Raw genomic sequence first — 22,923 nt, forward strand, 5'->3', positions numbered from 1 at the left:
GGGGCTTCATATGAGTGCGTTAAATAAAAAGAGTTTTCTCACTTACCTGAAAGAGGGTGGGATATATGTCGTCCTTCTGGTCCTGTTGGCCATTATTATTTTCCAGGATCCGACATTTTTAAGTCTGCTCAACCTGAGTAATATTCTGACCCAGTCCTCGGTGCGTATTATTATTGCCCTCGGGGTGGCCGGACTGATCGTCACGCAGGGCACCGACCTCTCCGCCGGCCGTCAGGTGGGACTGGCGGCGGTGATTGCCGCAACCATGCTGCAGGCGGTGGATAATGCCAACAAGGTGTTCCCGGATATGGCGACCATGCCGATCCCGCTGGTCATCCTGCTGGTATGCGCCATCGGGGCGGTCATCGGCCTGATTAACGGGATCGTCATTGCCTATCTGAACGTGACGCCGTTTATTACCACCCTTGGGACCATGATCATCGTCTACGGCATTAACTCGCTGTACTACGACTTCGTGGGCGCGTCGCCGATCTCCGGCTTCGACAGCCATTTCTCCCATTTCGCGCAGGGGTTTGTGGCGCTGGGCTCGTTCCGCCTGTCCTACATCACCTTCTACGCGCTGATTGCCGTCTTCTTTGTCTGGATCCTGTGGAACAAGACGCGCTTTGGCAAAAACATCTTCGCTATCGGCGGTAACCCGGAAGCGGCGAAGGTCTCCGGGGTCAACGTAGCGTTGAACCTGCTGATGATTTACGCCCTCTCCGGCGTGTTCTACGCCTTCGGCGGCCTGCTGGAAGCCGGTCGTATCGGCTCGGCGACCAATAACCTCGGCTTTATGTACGAACTGGACGCCATCGCCGCCTGCGTGGTGGGCGGCGTATCGTTCAGCGGCGGGGTAGGGACCGTATTCGGCGTGGTGACCGGGGTGATTATCTTCACCGTGATCAACTACGGCCTGACCTATATCGGCGTTAACCCTTACTGGCAGTACATCATTAAGGGGGCGATCATTATCTTCGCCGTGGCGCTGGATTCCCTGAAATACGCCCGTAAGAAGTAATTTTTGCCTGAGTAAAAACCCGCGCCTGGCGCGGGTTTTTTTATATCTGAAACGGATGCGTTGATGGAGGCTACTTTTCTTTCTGCAGCTCCAGTAGCTGCTCCGGGGTGACCGCCGGGTAGGACTGGGCGTCATCCGGCACGTCGTGCTGCTGCGCCGGAATCGGGATTAAAGGACCGAGGAAGCGCGGTTCCCGTTTGAAGATGTAGAGGTCCGCCAGCGCGCCGAAGCGGGCGCCGAATTCGCGCAGCCGCACGCTCCACATATCCTTCGGCGACGGCACCGCGTAGCACTGAGCCTGGATCCCCATATGCAGGGCGATAAACAGCGCCCGTTCGCAGTGGAAGCGTTGGGTGATGATAATGAAGTCGTTGGTGTCGAACACTTTGCGGGTGCGGACGATCGAGTCGAGCGTGCGGAAACCGGCATAGTCCAGCACGATATCCGCCGGATCGACGCCGCCTTTAATCAGGTCCCGGCGCATAGTCATCGGTTCATTGTAGCTTTGCAGGGCGTTATCCCCGCTCAGCAGCAGATAGTTGACCTTGCCGCTGTTGTAGGCGTTGAGCGCGCCCTGGATGCGGTAGCGGTAATACTGATTGATCACCCCGGTGCGGTAGTATTTAGCGGTGCCCAGCACCACGCCGACCTGGCGGTAGGGGAGGTCCTGCAGCTCGTCATAGATATAGGGCGCGGTTTTCCAGCTCATCCAGCGGTCAAGACCCAGCACGGTCAACAGCAGCAGGCCGAGCAGGACTAACAGGCTGTAGAACACACGCTTTAACATGAACTTGGCTCAATAATAGACAACGGAGTCTTCAGGCTACTTTACCCGCCGGGTAAGCGCAAGAAACCCGCGTTTAATTGCGGGGATTTTCAGCAATATGGACCGATCGCCGATCCCAGACCGGGTAAGGCGTAGCCGCAACCTGTTCTCCGGCCCTCCGGGAACGTCTCAGCGACTTTGAGGCTGTCAGGTCGGCAGTTTCAGCAGCCATCGCGATCTTCAGCTCGCAATGGCGCGAATGGTAGGTCGGGTTAGCGGAGCGCCACCCGACAACATAACGGCATAAAAGGTCGGCCGGATTAGACGAAACCGCCATCCGGCCATCTGCTCAGGCTGATTAACCTAACAGCACGCGCTCGATATTGTGGCAGCCCAGCGCCTTCAGGGTGGCGACGGTGGCGTCCCACTGAATCAGCGCCGCATCGGCTTTCTCCGCCAGGATCGCCCGCTGGATGTCCGGATAATCATAGCCGTTGAGGCTGAGGAGATTCAGCGCCCCCTGCAGCGGCGGCAGCGTCGGGTTGAACGCCGCGTTTTCCGCATAGCTGCCGCTGAAAAGGGTGCCATCTTTCAGCTCCAGCGCTACGCCGGAAGGCGAGTGGCTGTACGGCGCGTGGCAGCGGTTAGCGGCCTCAATCGCCGCCTGGGACAGGGCATCGCCGCTGACCGGGAAGCCGTGGTTCTGGTGGTCCATCAGCAGGGTTTTGATCTCCAGGTCTTTCGGGCCGAAGGCATCCGGCAGATAGTGCTGCAGCGCATGGGCTTCGCGACCGGGCAGATGAATGCGCAGCGCCAGTCCGCTGTTCAGTTCGTTCATAAACTGACGGCAATGGCCGCACGGCGTGTAGTTCACCGTGATAGCGCGCAGGGAGGTTTCACCGCGCAGCCAGGCGTGGCTAATGGCGCTCTGCTCCGCATGGACGGTCTGCTGCATGGTGGCGCCGAGAAACTCCATGTTGCCGCCAAAGTACCAGCGGCCGCTGACGCCGCGGGCGATAGCCCCGACGTTAAAGTGGGAAAGGTCGGCGCGCGCGCAGGCGGCGGCCAGCGGCAGTAGCGCAAAGGCCAGCGCGTCTTCGTCCAGACCTGTCGCCTGTTGCAGCATCGCCACCTGATCGGCTTCGAGCAGCGCCGGGAAGTGCGGGTCGGCGAGCATCGGGGCGATGGCCGCCTGCAGGTCTGCTGCCAGAGTCGTCAAAGCAGCTTGAAAACGTGAGTGCATAGCGTTGCCTCATAACAGTGTAATGGGAAACCAGTGTACGGGCGTCAAGGGGTTTCAAATGTGATTTACGTCTCATTGCTAATGCAACTTTTCATTGTTGCATTGATAAGTGTGATTTGAATCACATTTCATCCCACTACCGCAAGGATCAGCGGGAATAAAAACGGCGCCATCAACGAAGTGATGATCCCGCACAGCACCAGCGCCAGCGAGCTGAACGCCCCTTCCTGATAGTCCAGTTCCGCACAGCGCGCGGTACCGAGGGCGTGCGAGGCGGTGCCCATCGACAGGCCGCGCGACGCTTTAGTGCGAATACGCATCAGGTTGAGCAGGGTATGGCCGAATACCGCGCCAAGGATGCCGACAAAAATCACGCACACGGCGCTGATGGCCGGGATGCCGCCGATACTGCCGCTTACCGCCATGGCAATCGGCGTGGTCACCGATTTGGGCAGAACAGAGGCGGCGATCTGCGGTGTGGCGCCCATCAGCAGGGCCACGGTGGTGCCGGTGATCATCGCCACGCAGCTGCCGATAAAGCAGATGGTGATGATCGATTTCCAGCGCGCGCGGATCTGGTGCAGCTGTTCATACAGCGGGAAGGCCAGCGCGACCACCGCCGGCTGCAGCAGATCGTTCAGGATCTTGCTGCCGGCAAAGTAACGCTCATAGGAGATCCCGGTCAGCAGCAGAAACGGGATTATCACCACCATCGCCACCAGCAGCGGGTTGAGCAGCGGGAATTTGAAGCGGGCCGCCAGTTTGCGGGCGAGGAAAAAGACGATCAGGGTTAGCGGCAGCGACCACCAGATTTCATGCATCATTTTTCTTTTCCTTTTGCCCAATCACTTTGCGTTCGCCGTGCACCAGGTGGGAGCTCCAGCTCACCACCACAAACACCACCAGCGTGCTGATGGCGCAGGAGATGACGACCGGCCCCAGCTGGGCGCGCAGCAGATCCCAGTACTGCATCACGCCGACGCCGATCGGCACGAACAGCAGCGCCATATAGCGGATCAGGATATTGCAGCCGGGGTTGACCCACTGCGGCGGCATAATTTGCAGCGCCAGCAGCACGAAGAGGATCAGCATGCCGATGATGCTGCCGGGGATGGTGATGGGCAGCAGCCCGGCGATAAATATTCCGGCGTATAAGCAGGCGTAAATCAGGACGAAAGCCCGCAGGTAGTGCCAGATAATAGTCAGCGATTTACTCATGGTAATAACCCTTGATGAAGTGCATTCATCATACAATTAATCCCTAAAATGTGCTACCGATCACATCATGAATTCTATGCATAGCGCTGATAGCGTACGGGAACAATAGCCTCTCCCGGCAGGACCTGACAGCTCGCAGCTTTGGGTATATCGGGTCCCACGCTACCTTTTTGGAAGAGAAGCGGCAAATGAAGGCGGTATGAGATGCCGCAGACTCCTGTAAAGCATAGAGATTATCTCCTCGCTTTGCCGCATTCGCCGAATGGGGAATGGCGTACGGCAGGCGGGACGCATTGAGCACTTTCAACCAACGCCCGGAGGCGCTACCATAGCGCCTCTTTTTTTTCCGGGTAACGATATGCGTGTACTACTGGCGCCGATGGAAGGCGTGCTCGATTCGCTGGTGCGCGAGCTGCTGACCGAAGTGAACGATTACGATCTGTGCATCACCGAGTTTCTGCGGGTGGTGGATCAACTGCTGCCGGTTAAATCGTTCTACAGGCTGTGCCCGGAACTGCATCATCAAAGCCGCACCCCGTCCGGTACCCGCGTGCGCGTCCAGCTGCTGGGGCAATATCCCGAGTGGCTGGCGGAAAACGCCGCCCGCGCGGTGGCGCTGGGCTCGTGGGGCGTCGATTTAAACTGCGGCTGTCCGTCGAAGCTGGTGAACGGCAGCGGCGGCGGGGCGACGCTGCTGAAAGATCCGGAGCTTATCTATCGCGGCGCGAAGGCGATGCGCGAGGCGGTGCCCGGACATCTGCCGGTGACGGTGAAAGTTCGTCTCGGCTGGGACAGTGGCGAACGGCGCTTTGAAATCGCCGACGCGGTGCAGCAGGCGGGGGCCAGCGAGCTGGTGGTCCACGGCCGCACTAAAGAAGATGGCTACAAAGCGGAGCGCATCAACTGGCAGGCCATCGGCGAGATCCGCCGGCGCCTGACCATTCCGGTAGTCGCCAACGGCGAAATCTGGGACTGGCAAAGCGCTCAGGACTGTATGGCCGTCACCGGCTGCGATTCGGTGATGATTGGCCGCGGGGCGCTCAACGTACCGAACCTCAGCCGGGTGATCAAATACAACGAACCACGCATGCCGTGGCCGCAGGTGGTTCAGCTGTTGCAAAAATATACCCGTCTGGAAAAGCAGGGCGATACCGGCCTGTATCATGTGGCGAGAATTAAACAGTGGCTGGGCTATTTACGCAAGGAATATACCGAGGCGCTGACGCTGTTTAATGAAATTCGCGCCCTGCAAACCTCTGCTGAAATAGCGGCGGCGATCGCCCGCTATTAAGCGCCATATTGTTATTCGCTTCACATATTATTACTTGTCTGCCTATTGATGATAGGCATGAGTGAAATAAAGTGATACTGTGCGGTCAATCAATTCAGGATTGCTACTGAACGCAGGCAAAACCTAAGCACTTCCGTCATTCGTGGCGGCAAGTGCTTAGGTTTTTTTTTGGCCAAAATTTAACGGTGGGTAAATGATGACGTAAAACAAGAGATTGTCATTCATCTTTTCTCTGGCACGGTCGCGGTTTTATTACCGAAGGAGGCCCCTTGCCATTCATTTTTTAAAAAAGAAAACAGGTAAATAAATAGCCTGGGGATCCCCTTTGTTTTTATTCAGTCACGGTGGAGATCACAATGTATAACAAAAAAATAAATCAGCTTTTTATCGGCGCGGCGCTGGCGGCGATGGCGCCCGTCGTGAACGCGGCGCAAACCCCGGCGTGGAACGGCAGCGTGCTGGGGTTTGAAGCCGGACAGCCAGGGCTGCTGGGCGATATGCTGGGCATTCGTCCAATCCTTGAAGAGAACGGCTTTCATTATAATCTCGGCTATCTTAACGAGATGGCCTACAACGCCGGCGGCGGTTATAACCACGATAAACATCTGGCCTATATTGACCAGGTGTCGTTGACCTTTACCCAGGATCTGGAGCGCTGGACCGGCATACCGGACGCCCGTCTCGAGGGCAACATCGTCAACCGCAACCACGATGATAACCTCACCACGAAACGGCTGCAGGATCCGCGGGTCAGCTTCAACGATCTGTCGCAGGAGAGCTGGGGCGGCGGGTCGATCACCCGTCTCGGCTGGCTGACCTTCGCCCGCAGCTTTGACGACCGTCGCCTGACCTGGCGCATCGGCATGATGAACAAGGTGCAAACCTTCGACCAGATCATTCCCTGCGATTTCCAGCTGCTGACCCAGTGCGGCGGCAAATCGGCCAACTCGCTGACCTGGAATAACTGGAACATCCACACCTGGGGCACCACCCTGGAGTACAAGCTGACGCCGACGGTCACCCTCAAAGGCGGGGTGATGGAGCAAAACCCGCAGGCTACCGCGCGCAGCCATGCCTGGAGCTGGTCGACGAAGGGCAGCAAAGGCATTTTACTGCCGATGGAGATCGAAACCCGTCCGCTGATAAATGGCCTGCCGGGAGCCTATAACCTCGGCGTGGTCTGGACTAACGCGCCGCAAAGCGACCTCTACAGCGGCAAATCCGGCGGCGCCGGGGCGACGGACCCGCAGGGCTACGCCGAGCACGACAGCACCTGGTTTATGTACGCCGGCCTGAACCAGCAGATTACCCGCCACGCCGACGATCCGCTGCGGGGAATGAGCGTCTCGCTGAGCGGCAGCCTCAGCGACCAGCGCAGCAACTATATCCACTCCGCCGTCGCCGCCTCGATGCGCTACCGCGGGCTGTTTGACGCCCGTCCGGAGGACTGGATCGGCTTCGGCCTGACGTGGATCGACATGAGCAGCCACTACGCGCGCAATCAGCGCTACATGAACCAGCTCAGCGGCGCCGCCGACTATAACGATCCGGCCTGGCAGCCGGTGGCCGGCCACTCGCTGAACGGCGAACTCTATTATCGCTTCCGCCCAGTCTCCTGGCTGGAGCTGCAGCCGGGCCTGCAGTACTGGCACCGTCCGGGCGGCGTTGCGCAGACCCAGGACGCGTGGGTGGTGGAGTGGAAAACCGTCGTGACCTTCTGATAGTCGCGATCTTAATCACGTTTTTTCACTTGTCAGGTTGAGCGCGCAGCAGAAGTTGTTACAGTGCTGGCGTTGGATTGCAACTGCTGCGGCAGGCAAAACCTGATTACCTGGCGTTTCGTCGGGGGTCAGGTTTTTTTGTTTCTGGGGTCAATATGCAAATCGCCAAAGTACTCAATAACAATGTGGTGGTGGTTCTTGACGAACACCAGCGCGAACAGGTGGTGATGGGGCGAGGGCTGGCCTTTCAGAAACGCCCGGGCGACGCGCTGGACGACAGCAAAATTGAAAAAGTCTTCGCCTTACAAAGTGATGAACTGGTCGGCCGCTTAGGTGAACTGCTCAGTCAGATTCCGTTAGAAGTGATGACCACCTGCGATCGCATTATCGACCTGGCGCGCGGGCGGTTGGGCAAGTTACAGGAAAGTTTGTACATCACGTTAACGGATCACTGTCACTTTGCTATCGAGCGGCAGAAAAAGGGCATCGCACTGCGTAACGTGCTGCTGTGGGAGATCAAGCGGCTCTATCCGAAGGAGTTCGCGCTGGGCCAGGAGGCAAGGGCCATTATTGGCAAACGGCTCGGCGTGGCGCTGGCGGAGGATGAAGCCGGATTTATCGCCCTCCATCTGGTGACGGCGCAGCTCAACAGCGAAATGCCGGAGGTCATGCACGTGACCCGGGTGATGCAGGAGATCCTGCAGCTGGTGAAGTATCAGCTGCATCTGAACTACGACGAGGAGTCGCTGAGCTATCAGCGTTTCGTCACCCATCTGAAGTTTTTCGCTCAGCGGATGCTGACCCGCACGGTGGTGGAAGATGACGACGTCTCGCTGCACAGCGCGGTGAAAGACAACTACGCCAAAGCGTGGAAGTGCGCGGAAACGGTGGCGACGCATCTGCAAAAGCAGTATCAGCGGGCGCTGACCACCGAAGAAATTATGTTTCTTGCCATTCATATTGAACGGGTAAGAAAAGAGGGACGCTAAGTCCCCCGACAAAACTGGATTGTTACTGCATGATGCAGGCAAAACCTGAGCGCGACGCCTACCGGCGTGGTTCTCGGGTTTTTTTTATTTTTACTACTCAGTCGCCGGTTGTCTGCGGACAGCGGCAGTAAGGAAAAGAGCATGGAATATAAAGCACTCGCGCAGGATATTCTCCGCCGCGTCGGCGGCAAAGAGAACATTGTGAGTCTGGTTCACTGTGCGACACGTCTGCGTTTTAAGCTGAAAGATAACGGCAAAGCCGATGCCGAAGGGCTGAAGGCCAACCCGGGCGTCATTATGGTGGTGGAGAGCGGCGGCCAGTTTCAGGTGGTGATTGGCAACCACGTTCACGACGTCTGGCTGGCGGTGCGTCAGGAGGCAGGGTTAAGCGACGACAGCGAACCGGTGGCGGAAAGCGTTGAAAAAGGGTCGCTGCTGGGGCAGATCATCGATGTCGTGTCGGGAATTTTCACGCCGTTTATCGGCGTGCTGGCGGCCTCCGGTATCCTGAAAGGGATGCTGGCGCTGGCGGTCGTCTGCGGTTGGCTGACCCCGCAACAGGGAACCTATAAAATCTGGTTTGCCGCCAGCGACGCGCTGTTCTTTTTCTTCCCGCTGTTTCTCGGCTACACCGCCGGTAAAAAATTTGGCGGTAACCCGTTTGTCTCGATGGTGATCGGCGGGGCGTTAACCCACCCGCTGATGATTCAGGCCTTTGAGGCCAGCCAGGCGCCGGGCGCGGCGGTGGAGCACTTTCTCGGCATCCCGGTGACCTTTATTAATTACAGCTCATCGGTGATCCCGATTATTCTCGCCTCATGGGTCTGCTGCTGGCTGGAGCGCAAGAGCAACGCGCTGCTGCCGTCATCGATGAAAAACTTTTTTACGCCGGCGATTTGTCTCGCCGTTGTGGTTCCGCTGACGTTTCTGCTGATTGGCCCTCTGGCGACCTGGCTCAGTCATCTGTTGGCCCAGGGGTATCAGATTATCTACGCGGTGGCGCCGTGGCTGGCGGGAGCGGCGATGGGCGCGCTGTGGCAGGTTTGTGTGATCTTCGGCCTGCATTGGGGACTGATTCCGCTGATGATTAACAATCTGACGGTGCTTGGCCATGATTCCATGCTGCCCATGCTGCTGCCAGCCGTTATGGGGCAGGTCGGCGCGGTGCTGGGTATTTTGCTGAAAACCCGCGATGCCCGTCAGAAAGTGCTGGCCGGTTCTGCGTTTTCAGCGGGCATCTTCGGCATTACCGAGCCCGCTATCTATGGCTTAACATTGCCGCTGCGCCGGCCGTTTATCTTCGGCTGCGTGGCGGGCGCCATCGGCGGCGCTATTGTGGGTTTCAGTAACGCTAACGTCTATTCATTTGGCTTCGGGAACATTTTTACCGTGGCGCAAATGATCCCGCCCCAAGGGCTTGATAGCACCGTTTGGGGCGGCATAGTGGGCATCTTCGCGGCGTTGATTATCTCCTGTGGCTTAACTTTCTTCGCCGGCCTGCCGCGCGCCAGCGCCGCGCCGGGCGCCGTGGCGGTAGCGCCGGTCTCGGCAAACGACATTCTGGCGCCGATAAGCGGCAGCGTCATCGCCCTCGATCAGGTGCCGGACAGCACCTTCGCCAGCGGCCTGCTGGGGAAAGGGGTCGCCATTATCCCGGCGGTAGGCAAAGTCATCGCCCCGTTCACCGGCGAAGTGGCCTCTCTGTTTCAGACCAAACACGCCATCGGCCTGCAGAGCGACAGCGGCATTGAGCTGCTGATCCACGTCGGCATCGACACGGTCAAACTCGACGGCGTGCCGTTTACCGCGCATGTGAAAGAGGGCGACAGAGTACAGGCCGGCGATCTGCTGATTGAGTTCGATCGTCAGGCAATTCTGGACGCCGGTTACGACCTGGCGACCCCGATTATTATCAGCAACAGCGATGACTATCGTGAGATCGACACGGTGGCGCCCAGCGCCGTCGAAGCCGGTCAGCCGCTGTTGTCAGTCAGCCATTAATCACAGGAGAGAGAGATGAAAACATTCCCGGCAGATTTTTTATGGGGCGGCGCGACCGCGGCGAATCAGGTGGAAGGGGCTTACCTGGAAGATGGCAAAGGGTTATCCACCTCCGATGCGCAGCCGCACGGCGTCTTCGGCGAAGTGGTCGAGCGCGTACCCGGCGACAGCGGGATTAAGGATGTGGCGATCGATTTTTACCATCGTTACCCGGAAGATATCGCCCTGTTTGCCGAGATGGGCTTTAACTGCCTGCGGGTGTCCATCGCCTGGACCCGTATCTACCCCAACGGCGATGACGCCGAGCCGAACGAAGCCGGACTCGTGTTCTACGACAAGTTGTTCGACGAGATGGCGAAGCACAACATCACCCCGCTGGTGACGCTGTCGCATTATGAAATGCCGTGGGCGCTGGTGAAAAACTACGGCGGTTGGGGTAGCCGGGAGGTGATTGGCTTCTTTGAGCGCTACGCCCGGACGGTGTTCAGCCGTTATAAAAACAGGGTCAAACTGTGGCTGACCTTTAACGAAATCAATATGTCGCTGCATGCCCCGATGACCGGCGTCGGCCTGCCGGCCGGCAGCAGCAAAGGCGAGGTATATCAGGCCATTCACCACCAGCTGGTGGCCAGCGCCCTGGCGGTCAAAGCCTGTCACGAGCTGGTGCCCGAGGGCAAAATCGGCAATATGCTGCTCGGCGGGCTGATGTATCCCTTGAGCTGCAAACCGGAAGATGTGTTCGAGACGCTGCAGGAGAACCGCAGCTGGCAGTTCTTCGGCGACGTGCAGGCGCGCGGGGCGTACCCGGGCTATATGCAGCGCTTTTTCCGCGACAACGGCATCACGCTCGACATCACCGAGGCCGATCGCGACACGCTGAAAACCACCGTCGATTTTATCTCCTTCAGCTACTACATGACCGGGTGCGTCACCGCAGATGAGGCGCTGAACCAGCAGGCGCGCGGCAATATTCTCAGCATGGTGCCGAACCCGCACCTGGCGAGCTCGGAGTGGGGCTGGCAGATAGACCCCCTGGGCCTGCGTACGCTGCTGAACGTGCTGTGGGATCGCTATCAGAAGCCGCTGTTTATCGTGGAAAACGGTCTGGGCGCCAAAGATAAGGTGGAAGCCGACGGCAGCATTAACGATGACTACCGCATCAGCTACCTGAACGACCATCTGGTGCAGGCGCGGGAGGCCATTGACGATGGCGTTGAGCTGATGGGCTTTACCAGCTGGGGACCGATTGACCTGGTGAGCGCCTCGAAGGCGGAGCTGTCGAAGCGCTACGGCTTTATCTATGTCGACCGCCATGATGACGGCACCGGCACCCTGGCGCGCAGTAAGAAGAAGAGCTTTGACTGGTATAAAGAGGTGATTGCCAGCCGCGGCGCCAGCCTGAAAGCGTAACGCTTCTCCGCCCGGCCATCGTCGGGCGGGGGATTAAGCCGGTTTACGCGCGCGCAGTAAAAAGATCATCGGCCGCTCTTTCTCTTCATCCAGGGCGGGCTGTTGAGCAATCTGTTCGGCGCCTGGTCCCCACTCATCCAGCTGCTCCAGCACAAAACCGGCGGCGATAAGCGCGTTTATCCAGCTCGAGAGTTTGCGGTGCTGTTTAATGACGCCCTCGGCAAACCAGTTGCTGACGCGCTCCCCCTCCTGCTGATAGTGGCTGACCGGCCAGCTCTTTTGCCCCTGTTCATTCACCTGCCATCCCTGCTGCAGCGGCGCGGTATAGATGGGATGTTCGGCAGAAAAAACCAGGATACCGCCAGGGACCAGCGCCTGCTGCAGGGTGGAGAAGAGCGGGGCGATGTCGGGTAAATAATGCAGGGCCAGCGAGCTGTAGATCAGATCGCAGCTGTTGGCGGGCAGCGTCAGGGTTTGCAGATCGGCGCAGCGGTAGTCAATCTCATCCCCGCGGGTCATTTCCCGTGCCTGCGCCAGCATACGCCGGGAGATATCAAAACCCATTATCTGGCTGGCTCCCTGCTGCTGCGCCCAGCGGCAAAACCAGCCGTAGCCGCAGCCGAGATCCACCACCCGCAAACCGGCTAGCGGCGGCAGCATTTGCTGCAGGGCAGGCCACTCCGGTGCGCCATCCAGCCCTTTCACCGAACGATCGAGGGTTGCATAGCCGGCGAAGAAGTGCGGATCGTCATAAATATTCTGGCTCATATTCATCCCTTGAATTGATAAGTTTGTTTATTTTTAGCTAACTAATAATTTAGTCACACGCTTTACTAAACGCGTTTAATTCAATTAACTTATGATCACTCACCTGATTATGTTATCTGACCTGTCTAATGAAATTGAGATTAAATAATAGCGCGCTGGCGGCCTTGCCCCTGGCCATCGCGCTGGTAGGCTGCGCGCCTTCCCATGAGGTTGCTCGTCCGCCGCAGCAGCAAATTCCGGCTTCCCACGTTGCCATGGATCTTCCCGCCGCCGTCAAAAACGGCTGGCCGCAGACCGACTGGTGGAAAGACTACCACGATGCCCAACTGGATAATTTGATTCAGCGCGCGCTCGCCAACGCACCGGATATGCAGATTGCCGAACAGCGCATCAGGCTTGCCGAAGCGCAGGCCAGAATGTCGCAGGCGAATCTTGGCCCGGAGATGGATTTCTCCGCTGACATCGAACGTCAACGCATGTCGGCCGAAGGCCTGATGGGGCCGTTCGCCACCGACACCGACGGCAATACCGGCCCGTGGTACACCAACGGTACCTTCGGCCTGACCGCCGGCTGGGATCTCGATCTGTGGGGCAAAAACCGTGCGCTGGTGAAAGCCCGCATCGGCGAGCTGAAAGCCCAGGTGGCCGAGCAGGCTCAGACCCGCGAGCTGCTCTCCGGCAGCGTGGCGCGCCTGTACTGGCAGTGGCAGACGGAAGCGGCGATCAAAGCGGTGCTGCAGCAGGTGAAAAACGAGCAAAATAATATCGTGACGGTCGACAAGGCCCTGTATCAGCGCGGGATCACCAACTCCGCCGAAGGGGCGGAAAACGATATTAACGTCAGCAAAACCGACCAGCAGCTGGCGGACGTGGCGGGCACGATGAAAGAGATTGAAGCGCGGCTGATGGCCCTGACCAACAGCCAGAGCCAGTCGCTAAACCTCAAACCCGCCAGCCTGCCGACGGTCAGCGCGCAGCTGCCGGACACCCTTGGCTATGAGCTGCTGGCGCGTCGTCCGGATCTGCAGGTCGCTCACTGGTATATCGAGGCGTCGCTGAGCGAAGTGGACGCGGCGAAGGCGGCGTTTTACCCGGACATCAATCTGATGGCGTTCCTGCAGCAGGATGCCCTGCACTTAAGCGATCTTTTCCGCCATTCGGCGCAGCAGATGGGCGTCACCGCCGGACTGACGCTGCCGATCTTCGACAGCGGTCGCCTCAATGCCAATCTGGATATCGCCAGCGCGCAGAACAGCCTGTCCATCGCCCAGTACAACAAAGCGGTGGTGGATGCCGTCAACCAGGTGGCGAAAACCGCCAGCCAGGTCGAGACGCTGATGGCCAAGAGCCAACAGCAGCAGAAGGTTGAAAAAGACGCCCAGCGGGTGGTGGACCTGGCGCAGGCCCGGATGGCGGCGGGGATCTTGCCCGGCTCCCGGGTCAGTATGGCGAAGCTCCCGGCGCTGCAGGAGCGTATCACCGCCTTGCGCCTGCACGGCCAGTGGATTGACGCCAGCATTCAGCTGACCTCGGCTCTCGGCGGCGGCTACCACCAGGCGGTGAAGTAACCGGCCACCCGGCGCGTTAGCGGGCGCGCCGCTCAGTCTTTCTTCTTCCCTTCGCGCCGCCTGAACCACCAGTGGGCGGCCACGACCACCACCACCGCGAGGATCAGCCAGATCCAGTGCTTCAGATGGGCGTCGAGGTGGTGCAGCCACGGGCCAACCACCTCGCCGCCAAGATAGCCTATGGTGGTAAACAGCAGAGCCCACACCAGCGCCCCGGCAATATTCAGCGGCAGGAAAATGCGCGGCGGCAGGCGGCTGGCGCCGATCAGCAGGGGGCCGATCACCCGGAAGCCGTACATAAAGCGGGTGCCGATGACAAACAGCCACGGCCGGTGCTGGATCATGCGCTGGGCTTTCCTGATCCGCGCCTTCTGGCTGGCGAAACGGCGCAGAATGCGCCCGCCGAAGCGGCGACCAAGCAGATAGAGCAACTGATCGCCAATCATCCCGCCGAGGGCGACAGCGATCACCACCAGGGGAAACTTCAGTAGCCCCTGATGCGCCGCGACGCCGCCCAGCAGGGTAATGGTCTCACCTTCCGCCATGCTGCCGACGATCAGCGCCGCGTAGCCATACTGGGAAATCAGGTGATTGATATCCATAAACAGCTTATCTCCTTACCTCATCACCTGTTAATCATACACCCTGCAGGCCAAAACGCGTCGAACGCAGATTTTTTGTGCTGTACACAAAATAATCTACAGGGTGAATTATACTTGGATCAGTGCAGTACGAAGCCGTGACAAGGGGGACGCTATGAACCATGTCTGGGGGCTCTTCGCTCATCCCAATCGGGAGATGAGCGTGATAAAGAGCGAGAATGAAACCATTTCTCATCACTATACGCACCATGTGCTGCTGATGGCGGCGGTTCCGGTGGTTTGCGCCTTTATCGGCACCACGCAGCTGGGCTGGAACTTCGGTGACGGCACCATTATTAAACTGTCGATGTGGACCGGGCTGGCGCTGGCTGTCCTGTTTTATGCCGTGATGCTGGCCGGGGTGGCGATCATGGGGCGGGTTATCTGGTGGATGGCCAGGCAATATCCGCAGCAGCCTTCCCTGAAACGCTGCATGGTCTTTGCCGGCTATGTGGCCACGCCGCTGTTCCTGAGCGGGATTGTGGCGCTCTATCCGCTGGTCTGGCTGTGCGCGCTGATCGGTACCGTTGCCCTGTTCTATACCGGTTATCTGCTCTATCTCGGGATCCCGACCTTCCTGAGCATTAACCGGGAAGAGGGGCTCAGTTTCGCCAGCTCGACCCTGGCCATCGGGGTGCTGGTGCTGGAAGTACTGCTGGCGATCACCGTGGTGCTATGGGGGTATGGCTACCGACTGTTCTGATCGGACGAAACGGGTCAATATGCATTGCCGGCAAATATGTATTTTATGTCGGCAATGCAGCATTTCTTCACGATTCTTATTAGGCACAGGGCCTTACGGCGCGGTATGATGGCGTTTGCCAGCGAAGTTGCCCACTTAACCTCGCGGCGTACGTTCCATAACGTGCAAAAATACTTTTCAGAATGCCCATGATGCCGAAATTCCGAGTCTCTTTGCTCAGCCTGACCTTGCTGCTGGCTGTGCCTTTTGCGCCCCAGGCGTTAGCAAAAACCCCGACGGCGGTAACCGCCTCGCAGCCGGACATCGCTTCCGGCAGCGCCATGATCGTCGATCTGGCCACCAAAAAAATCATCTACGCCAGCCAGCCGGATCTGGTGCGCCCGATGGCGTCGATCACCAAGGTGATGACCGCCATGGTGGTACTCGATGCCCATCTGCCGCTGGATGAAATGCTGACGGTGGATATCAGCCATACTCCGGAAATGAAGGGGATTTACTCCCGCGTGCGTCTCAATAGCCAGATCAGCCGCCGCGATATGCTGCTGCTGGCGCTGATGTCTTCCGAGAACCGCGCGGCCGCCAGCCTGGCGCATCACTATCCGGGCGGCTACGACGCCTTTATTCGCGCGATGAACGCCAAAGCGCAGGCGCTGGGTATGACCCATACCCGCTATGTGGAGCCCACCGGTCTGTCGGTGCATAACGTCTCCACCGCCCGCGATCTGACCAAACTGCTGATCGCCAGCGAGCAGTATCCGCTGATTGGCCAGCTGAGCACCACCAAAGAAGAGACCGCCACCTTTGCCCATCCGGCCTACAGCCTGCCGTTCCGCAACACTAACCATCTGGTGTATCGCGACAACTGGAACATCCAGCTGACCAAAACCGGCTTCACCAACGCTGCCGGCCACTGCCTGATTATGCGCACGGTGATTAACCAACGTCCGGTGGCGCTGGTGGTGATGGATGCCTTCGGCAAATATACCCACTTCGCCGATGCCAGCCGTTTGCGGACGTGGATCGAGACCGGGAAGGTGATGCCAGTCCCGGCTTCGGCGCTGAGCTATAAAAAGCAGCGCGAAGCGCAGATGGCGGAGGCGATGCTGAAAGGCGGCGCCCAGACCGCGCAGAACGATTAATCTGCATATGCCCCGGATGACGGCGCATTGCGCCTTATCCGGGATAAAGATGCATTTATATCAAAGGGTTATCAGGTCTTGTAGGCCCGGCAAGCGCAGCGCCGCCGGGCAATCACGCCGAGTGCCGCGTTTGTGCCGGATGGCGGCGGACGCCTTATCCGGCCTACGTTATTTGGCGCCGGGTTCCGCCCCTTAGTAGGCCCGGCAAGCGCAGCGCCGCCGGGCAATCACGCCGAGTGCCGCGTTTGTGCCGGATGGCGGCTAACGCCTTATCCGGCCTACGTTATTTACCGCCGGGTTCGGCCCCTTCGCAGGCCCGGCAAGCGCAGCGCCGCCGGGCAATCACGCCGAGTGTCGCGTTTGTGCCGGATGGCGGCGGACGCCTTATCCGGCCTACATTATTTGGCGCCGGGTTCCGCCCCTTAGTAGGCCCGGCAAGCGCAGCGCCGCCGGGCGATCGGGCTGGGGCGTTTATGCCGCGAGCCGCGGGATGTAACGCCGAATATTACTCCGGCAGCGTCCAGTCGCCGTCACCCAGCGCGCGCTGCATAATCAACGTATCCCGCCAGTCGCCCATCTTATAGCCGACGCTGCGCAGCTGACCTGCCACGGTAAAACCGAACTTTTTATGGATCGCCAGCGAGCCGGCATTGTTATGGCCATCGCCGATGATCGCCAGCATCTGCCGCCATGGGCCTTTCTCGCATTCGGCGATCAGCCGCGACAGCAGCGCGCTGCCGATGCCGCGCCCGCCCATTCCGGATTCCACGTAGATCGATTCTTCGAGGGTGTAGCGATAGGCCGGGCGCGGGCGATAGAAAGTGGCGTAGCAGTAGCCGACGATAGCCCCGCGCCACAGCGCTACCAGCCAGGGCAGCCCGTTATCGCGCACGGTCTGGATCCGTTTACGCATTTCGTCAACGGTGGGGGGGATCTCTTCGAAGGAGGCGCGGCCATTCAGCACGTGCCAGACATACAGCGCGGCGATGGCGTGCGCATCGTCGGGCAGCGCTTCACGAATTTCTAAATCACTGTCGAGTAACGGGGCCTCTGCAGGCATGGCGGCGCTCCTGAATCTGCCGGAGAAACATTCTCCGGCGTGCAGCGTAATACAGAAGCGCCAGGCTGAATAGTCCTGCCGCCGATTATTGCGGATCCGTCGGGGAGACTGGCGCCGGGGCCGCTTCACCCCAGTATTTCTGCTTGCTGGTTTTGCCGATCCCCGGGTTCATGCTGTTGGTCGGATCGTTCTGGCGATAGAACTGCTGCAGGCTCTCCGGCGCTTCATACAGATGACCCACGTTATGCTCCGCCGGGTACTGGGCGCCGCGGGCTTTCAGCAACGCCAGCATCTGCTCCTTCAGCGCATGGGCGTCGACCCCTTTCTTGACGATGTAATCCTGATGGAACACATGGCACATAAAGTGGCCATAGTAGAGCTTATGCACCAGCTGGCTGTCGATCTCCGGCGGCAGATGTTCGAACCACTCGGTATCGTTGCGGCGCAGGGCGATATCCAGCGCCAGAATATCTTCCACCTCGTCAGCATGCACCGCCTGATAGCGGATCGCCGCGCCCGCGGCGGCAAAGCGATGGAGGAACGCTTTGCTGCCTTCCTCCGGCGTGCAGGCGAAGAACTCCCCCTCGGCCTGTTGGAAGTACGCTGTCAGCCAGCGCTGCGCTTCTTCGATGCCGTCGCCGGCCATCTTCAGCAGCAGATGGTGTTCATATTTGTCGCGCCAGGTTTTCATCCGCTCCGGTAAATGCGCCGGGAAGACGTGGCCGAGCTTCTGCATAAAGCGGTCGGTAAAGTGCGGCTTAAACAGCGACACTTTCTCCAGCATCGCGTCGGTGCGCCCCTTCATGGTGAAGAAGAACGGCATTTTGTCGGTGCCGAGCTTGTCGATCATCAGGAAGGTGTCTTTGCCATACTTCTCGGCGATATCGTAAATATCGCGGTGCATATATTCCCCGGCCACCGGCAGATGCTGGAACTCGGCGAGGATATGGCGGCGGATCTCGGTCAATACCTGCGGCTGATTGGTGCCAATGTAAAACACCTGCTGGCGCTTTTCCGCCGGGAAGGTATCGAGACGCGCGGCGAAAACCGCCAGTTTACCGGCGCAGCCGGAGGATTCGAACAGGCGGTCCGGGTCGGCGTTGTAGCGCGCCGGGGTGTCGGCATCGACATCGCGCACGCGGGTAACATAGTCGTGATCGTGGGCGTGACGGCCATCGTGCAGCACATCGCTATCGCTGATCCGCTCGTCGTCGAGTCGGCTGAGGATCTGCTCCGGCGTACTGCCGAGATCGATGCCAAGATGGTTGACCAGCTTCAGCTTACCGTCGGCGTCAATCTGCGCGAACAGCGACATCTCGGTATAGGCTGGCCCGCGCTGCACCAGGGAGCCGCCGGAATTGTTGCAGATCCCGCCGATCACCGACGCGCCGATGCACGATGAGCCGATCACCGAGTGCGGCTCGCGCCCCAGCGGTTTCAGCGCTTTTTCCAGTGAATAGAGAGTGGTGCCGGGCCAGGCCAGCACCTGCTCGCCTTTGTCCAGCAGATGCAGCTTATCCAGGCGCAGGGTGCTGATAATCACGATCTCGCGATCGTAATCATTGCCGTTGGGGGTGGAGCCTTCGGTCAGGCCGGTGTTGGCCGCCTGCATCAAAATGATTTTATCGGCGTCGACGCAGGCGTTGAGCACGCGCCAGAGTTCCAGCAGGGTGCCGGGAAAGACAACCGCCAGCGCTTCGCCCTGGCCGGAGCGGAAGCCTTTGCGGTAGCGCTGGGTTTTTGCCGGGTCGGTCAGCAGATGCGCAGGGCCAACCAGGCGCGCCAGGTCAGCCAGAAACGTTTTATGGGTGTTAGTGGGTGCAGATGACATGTTCCACTCCTTGTGGTGGTGCGCGAAATATCGAGGATAAGCATAGCGCTTTGTATGACAATTTGATGCATGAATGTTTCGCAAAAATCAGAGAAGAACCTTAGCATTCTGCGGGCGCGTTGTTTATATATATGGCAAACTGCGGTTTTTATTATGTTTTACCAAGTCCCCGTCTGAGAAAAAGCGAGATAACAATGAAATGGCTCTGCACTGTAGGCGTCGCCGTGAGTCTGGCGCTGCAACCCGCGCTGGCGGATGAACTGTTTGGTAACCACCCCCTGACCCCGCAGGCGCGGGATGCCTTTGTTACCGACCTGCTGAAAAAAATGACCGTGGACGAGAAAATCGGGCAGCTGCGTCTGATAAGCGTCGGCCCGGATAACCCGAAAGAAGCGATCCGCGAGATGATCAAAGCGGGCCAGGTGGGAGCGATTTTTAACACCGTCACCCGTCCGGATATCCGCGTCATGCAGGATCAGGTGATGCAGCTTAGCCGCCTGAAGATCCCGCTGTTCTTTGCCTACGATGTGCTGCACGGCCAGCGCACTGTCTTCCCAATAAGCCTCGGTCTGGCCTCGTCGTTTAACCTCGACGCGGTGAAAACCGTGGGCCGCGTGTCAGCTTATGAAGCCGCCGATGACGGGCTGAACATGACCTGGGCGCCGATGGTCGACGTCTCCCGCGACCCGCGCTGGGGACGCGCTTCCGAAGGCTTCGGGGAAGACACGTATCTGACCACGATGATGGGCCAGGCGATGGTGGCGTCGATGCAGGGCAAGAGCCCTGCTGACCGCTATTCGGTGATGACCAGCGTCAAGCACTTCGCCGCCTACGGCGCGGTGGAGGGCGGGAAAGAGTACAACACGGTCGACATGAGCCCGCAGCGTCTGTTCAACGACTATATGCCGCCGTATAAAGCCGGTCTCGATGCCGGCAGCGGCGCGGTGATGGTGGCCCTGAATTCGCTGAACGGCACCCCGGCGACCGCCGATTCCTGGCTGCTGAAAGATGTCCTGCGCGACCAGTGGGGCTTTAAAGGCATCACGGTTTCCGACCACGGCGCCATCAAAGAGCTGATCAAGCACGGCGTGGCCTCCGACCCGGAAGACGCGGTGCGCGTGGCGCTGAAGTCCGGCATCAACATGAGCATGAGCGACGAGTATTACAGCAAATACCTGCCGGGGCTGGTGAAATCCGGCAAGGTGACCATGGCTGAGCTGGATGACGCCACCCGTCACGTGCTCAACGTCAAATATGACATGGGGCTGTTCAACGATCCGTACAGCCACCTGGGACCAAAAGATTCTGACCCGCAGGACACCAACGCGGAAAGCCGTCTGCATCGTAAAGAGGCGCGCGAAGTGGCCCGCGAGAGCCTGGTGCTGCTGAAAAACCGTCTCGATACGCTGCCGCTGAAAAAATCCGGCACTATCGCGGTGGTGGGCGCGCTGGCGGACAGCAAACGCGACATGATGGGCAGCTGGTCGGCGGCGGGCGTGGCCGATCAGTCGGTGACCGTCCTGACCGGCATCAAAGAAGCGCTGGGCGATAACGGCAAAGTGATTTACGCCAAAGGGGCGAACGTTACCGACGACAAAGGCATTGTCGATTTCCTCAATCTGTATGAGAAAGCAGTGCAGGTTGACCCGCGCTCGCCGCAGGAAATGATCGACGAAGCCGTCGCGGCGGCGAAGCAAGCCGACGTGGTGGTCGCCGTAGTGGGCGAGGCGCAGGGGATGGCCCATGAGGCCTCCAGCCGGACCGACATCACCCTGCCGCAGAGCCAGCGCAATCTGATTGCCGCCCTCAAAGCCACCGGCAAACCGCTGGTGCTGGTGCTGATGAACGGCCGTCCGCTGGCGCTGGTGAAAGAGGATCAGCAAGCCGATGCGCTGCTGGAGACCTGGTTTGCCGGCACCGAAGGCGGGCATGCCATCGCCGACGTGCTGTTTGGCGACTATAACCCGTCGGGCAAGCTGCCGATGTCCTTCCCGCGCTCGGTGGGGCAGATCCCAACCTACTACAGCCATCTGAATACCGGTCGGCCGTATAATCCGGAGAAGCCGAACAAGTACACCTCGCGTTACTTCGATGAGGCCAACGGCCCGCTGTACCCGTTTGGCTACGGCCTGAGCTACACCACCTTTAGCGTCTCCGATGTCACTATGTCGTCGGCCACCCTGCCGCGCGACGGCAGCGTGACCGCCAGCGTGCAGGTGACCAACACCGGCAAACGCGAAGGGGCGACGGTCATTCAGCTGTATCTGCAGGACGTCACCGCCTCCATGAGCCGGCCGGTGAAAATGCTGCGCGGCTTTAAAAAGGTCACCCTCAAGCCGGGTGAAACGCAAACCGTCAGCTTCCCGATCGACGTCGACGCGCTGAAGTTCTGGAACCAGCAGATGAAATACGTCGCTGAGCCGGGCAAATTCAATGTCTTTATCGGCGTGGACTCCGCCCGCGTGCAGCAGAGCGAGTTTGAGCTGTTGTAAGGCAGAGCCCTTAAGCCCAACGTCACACGTTAAAGGCCGATTAATCGGCCTTTTCTTTTTCGTATCGCTGGCAAATGGACTACGCTTTTCTCTTAAGCTTCTGTAAGCGAAGCGCAAAAGAACTGAGGGAAGCGGGATGAAGATGGCGACGAAATGGTCCGGCGCGCTGGCGCTGGCCGCCCTGATAAGTGTGCCGCTGCAGGCGGCGGAGCCGGTGAAGGTCGGCTCGAAAATTGATACCGAAGGGGCGCTGCTGGGCAATATGATCCAGCAGGTGCTGGAAAACCACGGCGTCAAAACGATTAATAAAATCCAGCTCGGCACCACGCCGGTGGTGCGCGGGGCGATTGTCGCCGGCGAGCTGGATATCTACCCGGAGTATACCGGCAATGGCGCTTTCTTCTTTAAAGATGAAAACGACCCGGCATGGAAGAATGCCCGGCAGGGCTATGAGAAGGTGAAACGCCTGGATCAGGAGAAACATCAGCTGGTATGGCTCACCCCGGCGCCGGCTAACAACACCTGGACCATCGCCGTGCGCCAGGAGCTGGCGGAGAAAAATCATCTGACCTCGCTGGCCGACCTCAGCCGCTATCTGCAGCAGGGCGGCGAATTTAAGCTGGCGGCTTCGGCGGAGTTTATTGAACGCCCGGACGCGCTGCCGGCGTTTGAAAAAGCGTATGACTTCAAACTCAACCAGAACCAGATGCTGTCGCTGGCCGGGGGCGATACGGCGGTGACCATCAAAGCGGCGGCGCAGCAGACCTCCGGCGTTAACGCGGCGATGGCCTACGGCACCGACGGCCCGGTGGCGGCTCTGGGGTTACAGACGCTGAGCGACCCGCAGGGCGTGCAGCCGATTTACGCCCCGACGCCGGTGGTGCGCGAGGCGGTGCTTAAAGCCTACCCGCAGATCGCCGACTGGCTGAAGCCGGTCTTCGCCAGCCTCGATGAAAAGACCCTGCAGCAGCTCAACGCCCGCATCGCGGTGGAAGGCCAGGATGCGAAGCGCGTGGCGGCAGATTATCTGCAGCAGAAAGGCCTGCTGAAGTAAGCCACCG

The 22,923-nt window shown here is 59.3% G+C and carries 18 protein-coding genes and 1 pseudogene; 11 read left to right on the forward strand and 8 right to left on the reverse strand.

Annotated elements, in window-relative coordinates:
• Positions 1–10 precede the first annotated feature (10 nt).
• Positions 11–1,021, forward strand: coding sequence for a galactose/methyl galactoside ABC transporter permease MglC (gene mglC / locus ACOI6Z_RS01640; RefSeq protein WP_002912871.1), 1,011 nt, complete (start codon positions 11–13; stop codon positions 1,019–1,021).
• A 70-nt stretch (positions 1,022–1,091) separates the two neighbouring features.
• Here the strand turns inward: mglC and sanA are convergent, their stop codons facing one another.
• The 4 genes from sanA to ACOI6Z_RS01660 form a co-directional block, all read right to left on the reverse strand.
• Entirely contained in the window at positions 1,092–1,808 is a 717-nt protein-coding gene (gene sanA / locus ACOI6Z_RS01645; protein ID WP_004201624.1) for an outer membrane permeability protein SanA, read from the reverse strand.
• Between the two features lie 337 nt (positions 1,809–2,145).
• The gene (gene cdd, locus ACOI6Z_RS01650) at positions 2,146–3,030 is read right to left on the reverse strand and encodes a cytidine deaminase (protein WP_048336202.1); all 885 of its coding nucleotides are present in this window, start codon (positions 3,028–3,030) and stop codon (positions 2,146–2,148) included.
• A gap of 128 nt (positions 3,031–3,158) precedes the next feature.
• Positions 3,159–3,854, reverse strand: a complete 696-nt coding sequence (locus tag ACOI6Z_RS01655; RefSeq protein ID WP_004201621.1) for a CidB/LrgB family autolysis modulator — start codon at positions 3,852–3,854, stop codon at positions 3,159–3,161.
• Positions 3,844–4,248 carry a CidA/LrgA family protein gene (locus ACOI6Z_RS01660; protein ID WP_023290438.1) on the reverse strand — a complete coding sequence of 135 codons (405 nt, stop codon included), beginning with the start codon at positions 4,246–4,248 and terminating at the stop codon, positions 3,844–3,846. Before ACOI6Z_RS01660 ends, ACOI6Z_RS01655 begins: the two co-directional genes overlap by 11 nt.
• A gap of 358 nt (positions 4,249–4,606) precedes the next feature.
• On the opposite strand from ACOI6Z_RS01660, the gene dusC reads away from it, so the two are divergent.
• From dusC to ACOI6Z_RS01685, 5 genes and pseudogenes are all read left to right on the forward strand, one after another.
• Complete coding sequence (dusC, locus tag ACOI6Z_RS01665) at positions 4,607–5,539, forward strand: tRNA dihydrouridine(16) synthase DusC (protein ID WP_023290437.1); 933 nt, start codon at positions 4,607–4,609, stop codon at positions 5,537–5,539.
• 356 nt (positions 5,540–5,895) lie between these two features.
• A complete protein-coding gene (locus ACOI6Z_RS01670; RefSeq protein WP_072413738.1) occupies positions 5,896–7,260 on the forward strand; it encodes a carbohydrate porin in 1,365 nt (454 codons plus the stop codon).
• 155 nt (positions 7,261–7,415) lie between these two features.
• Complete coding sequence (gene bglG, locus ACOI6Z_RS01675; protein WP_048336199.1) at positions 7,416–8,249, forward strand: transcriptional antiterminator BglG; 834 nt, start codon at positions 7,416–7,418, stop codon at positions 8,247–8,249.
• A gap of 29 nt (positions 8,250–8,278) precedes the next feature.
• Positions 8,279–10,250 (forward strand): annotated as a pseudogene (gene bglF, locus ACOI6Z_RS01680) (PTS beta-glucoside transporter subunit IIABC).
• A 15-nt stretch (positions 10,251–10,265) separates the two neighbouring features.
• Entirely contained in the window at positions 10,266–11,660 is a 1,395-nt protein-coding gene (locus ACOI6Z_RS01685) for a glycoside hydrolase family 1 protein (RefSeq protein ID WP_048297900.1), read from the forward strand.
• Between the two features lie 33 nt (positions 11,661–11,693).
• Here ACOI6Z_RS01685 and ACOI6Z_RS01690 read toward each other — a convergent pair whose 3' ends face one another.
• The gene (locus ACOI6Z_RS01690) at positions 11,694–12,428 is read right to left on the reverse strand and encodes a class I SAM-dependent methyltransferase (protein WP_032453514.1); all 735 of its coding nucleotides are present in this window, start codon (positions 12,426–12,428) and stop codon (positions 11,694–11,696) included.
• Between the two features lie 128 nt (positions 12,429–12,556).
• On the opposite strand from ACOI6Z_RS01690, the gene mdtQ reads away from it, so the two are divergent.
• Positions 12,557–13,996, forward strand: coding sequence for a multidrug resistance outer membrane protein MdtQ (mdtQ, locus tag ACOI6Z_RS01695; protein ID WP_065812291.1), 1,440 nt, complete (start codon positions 12,557–12,559; stop codon positions 13,994–13,996).
• Positions 13,997–14,028: 32 nt separating this feature from the next.
• On the opposite strand, the gene ACOI6Z_RS01700 is transcribed toward mdtQ, so the two are convergent.
• Positions 14,029–14,598 carry a DedA family protein gene (locus ACOI6Z_RS01700; protein WP_023290430.1) on the reverse strand — a complete coding sequence of 190 codons (570 nt, stop codon included), beginning with the start codon at positions 14,596–14,598 and terminating at the stop codon, positions 14,029–14,031.
• Between the two features lie 154 nt (positions 14,599–14,752).
• Between ACOI6Z_RS01700 and ACOI6Z_RS01705 the strand changes: the two genes are divergently transcribed.
• Positions 14,753–15,340, forward strand: a complete 588-nt coding sequence (locus tag ACOI6Z_RS01705; protein WP_032453512.1) for a Yip1 family protein — start codon at positions 14,753–14,755, stop codon at positions 15,338–15,340.
• A 188-nt stretch (positions 15,341–15,528) separates the two neighbouring features.
• The gene (pbpG, locus tag ACOI6Z_RS01710) at positions 15,529–16,479 is read left to right on the forward strand and encodes a D-alanyl-D-alanine endopeptidase (protein WP_074194602.1); all 951 of its coding nucleotides are present in this window, start codon (positions 15,529–15,531) and stop codon (positions 16,477–16,479) included.
• A 505-nt stretch (positions 16,480–16,984) separates the two neighbouring features.
• Here pbpG and ACOI6Z_RS01715 read toward each other — a convergent pair.
• Both ACOI6Z_RS01715 and dld read right to left on the reverse strand, forming a co-directional pair.
• Positions 16,985–17,539, reverse strand: a complete 555-nt coding sequence (locus ACOI6Z_RS01715; protein ID WP_002912829.1) for a GNAT family N-acetyltransferase — start codon at positions 17,537–17,539, stop codon at positions 16,985–16,987.
• An 85-nt stretch (positions 17,540–17,624) separates the two neighbouring features.
• Positions 17,625–19,370, reverse strand: coding sequence for a D-lactate dehydrogenase (gene dld, locus ACOI6Z_RS01720; RefSeq protein WP_065812292.1), 1,746 nt, complete (start codon positions 19,368–19,370; stop codon positions 17,625–17,627).
• A 194-nt stretch (positions 19,371–19,564) separates the two neighbouring features.
• On the opposite strand from dld, the gene bglX reads away from it, so the two are divergent.
• Entirely contained in the window at positions 19,565–21,862 is a 2,298-nt protein-coding gene (gene bglX, locus ACOI6Z_RS01725; protein ID WP_065812293.1) for a beta-glucosidase BglX, read from the forward strand.
• A 136-nt stretch (positions 21,863–21,998) separates the two neighbouring features.
• On the forward strand, positions 21,999–22,916 hold the full coding sequence (gene osmF / locus ACOI6Z_RS01730; protein ID WP_065812294.1) for an ABC transporter substrate-binding protein: 918 nt from the start codon (positions 21,999–22,001) through the stop codon (positions 22,914–22,916).
• The last annotated feature ends 7 nt before the right edge of the window (positions 22,917–22,923 follow it).

The sequence above is a fragment of the Klebsiella sp. C239 genome, from assembly GCF_048822715.1.
GTDB lineage: Bacteria > Pseudomonadota > Gammaproteobacteria > Enterobacterales > Enterobacteriaceae > Klebsiella > Klebsiella quasipneumoniae.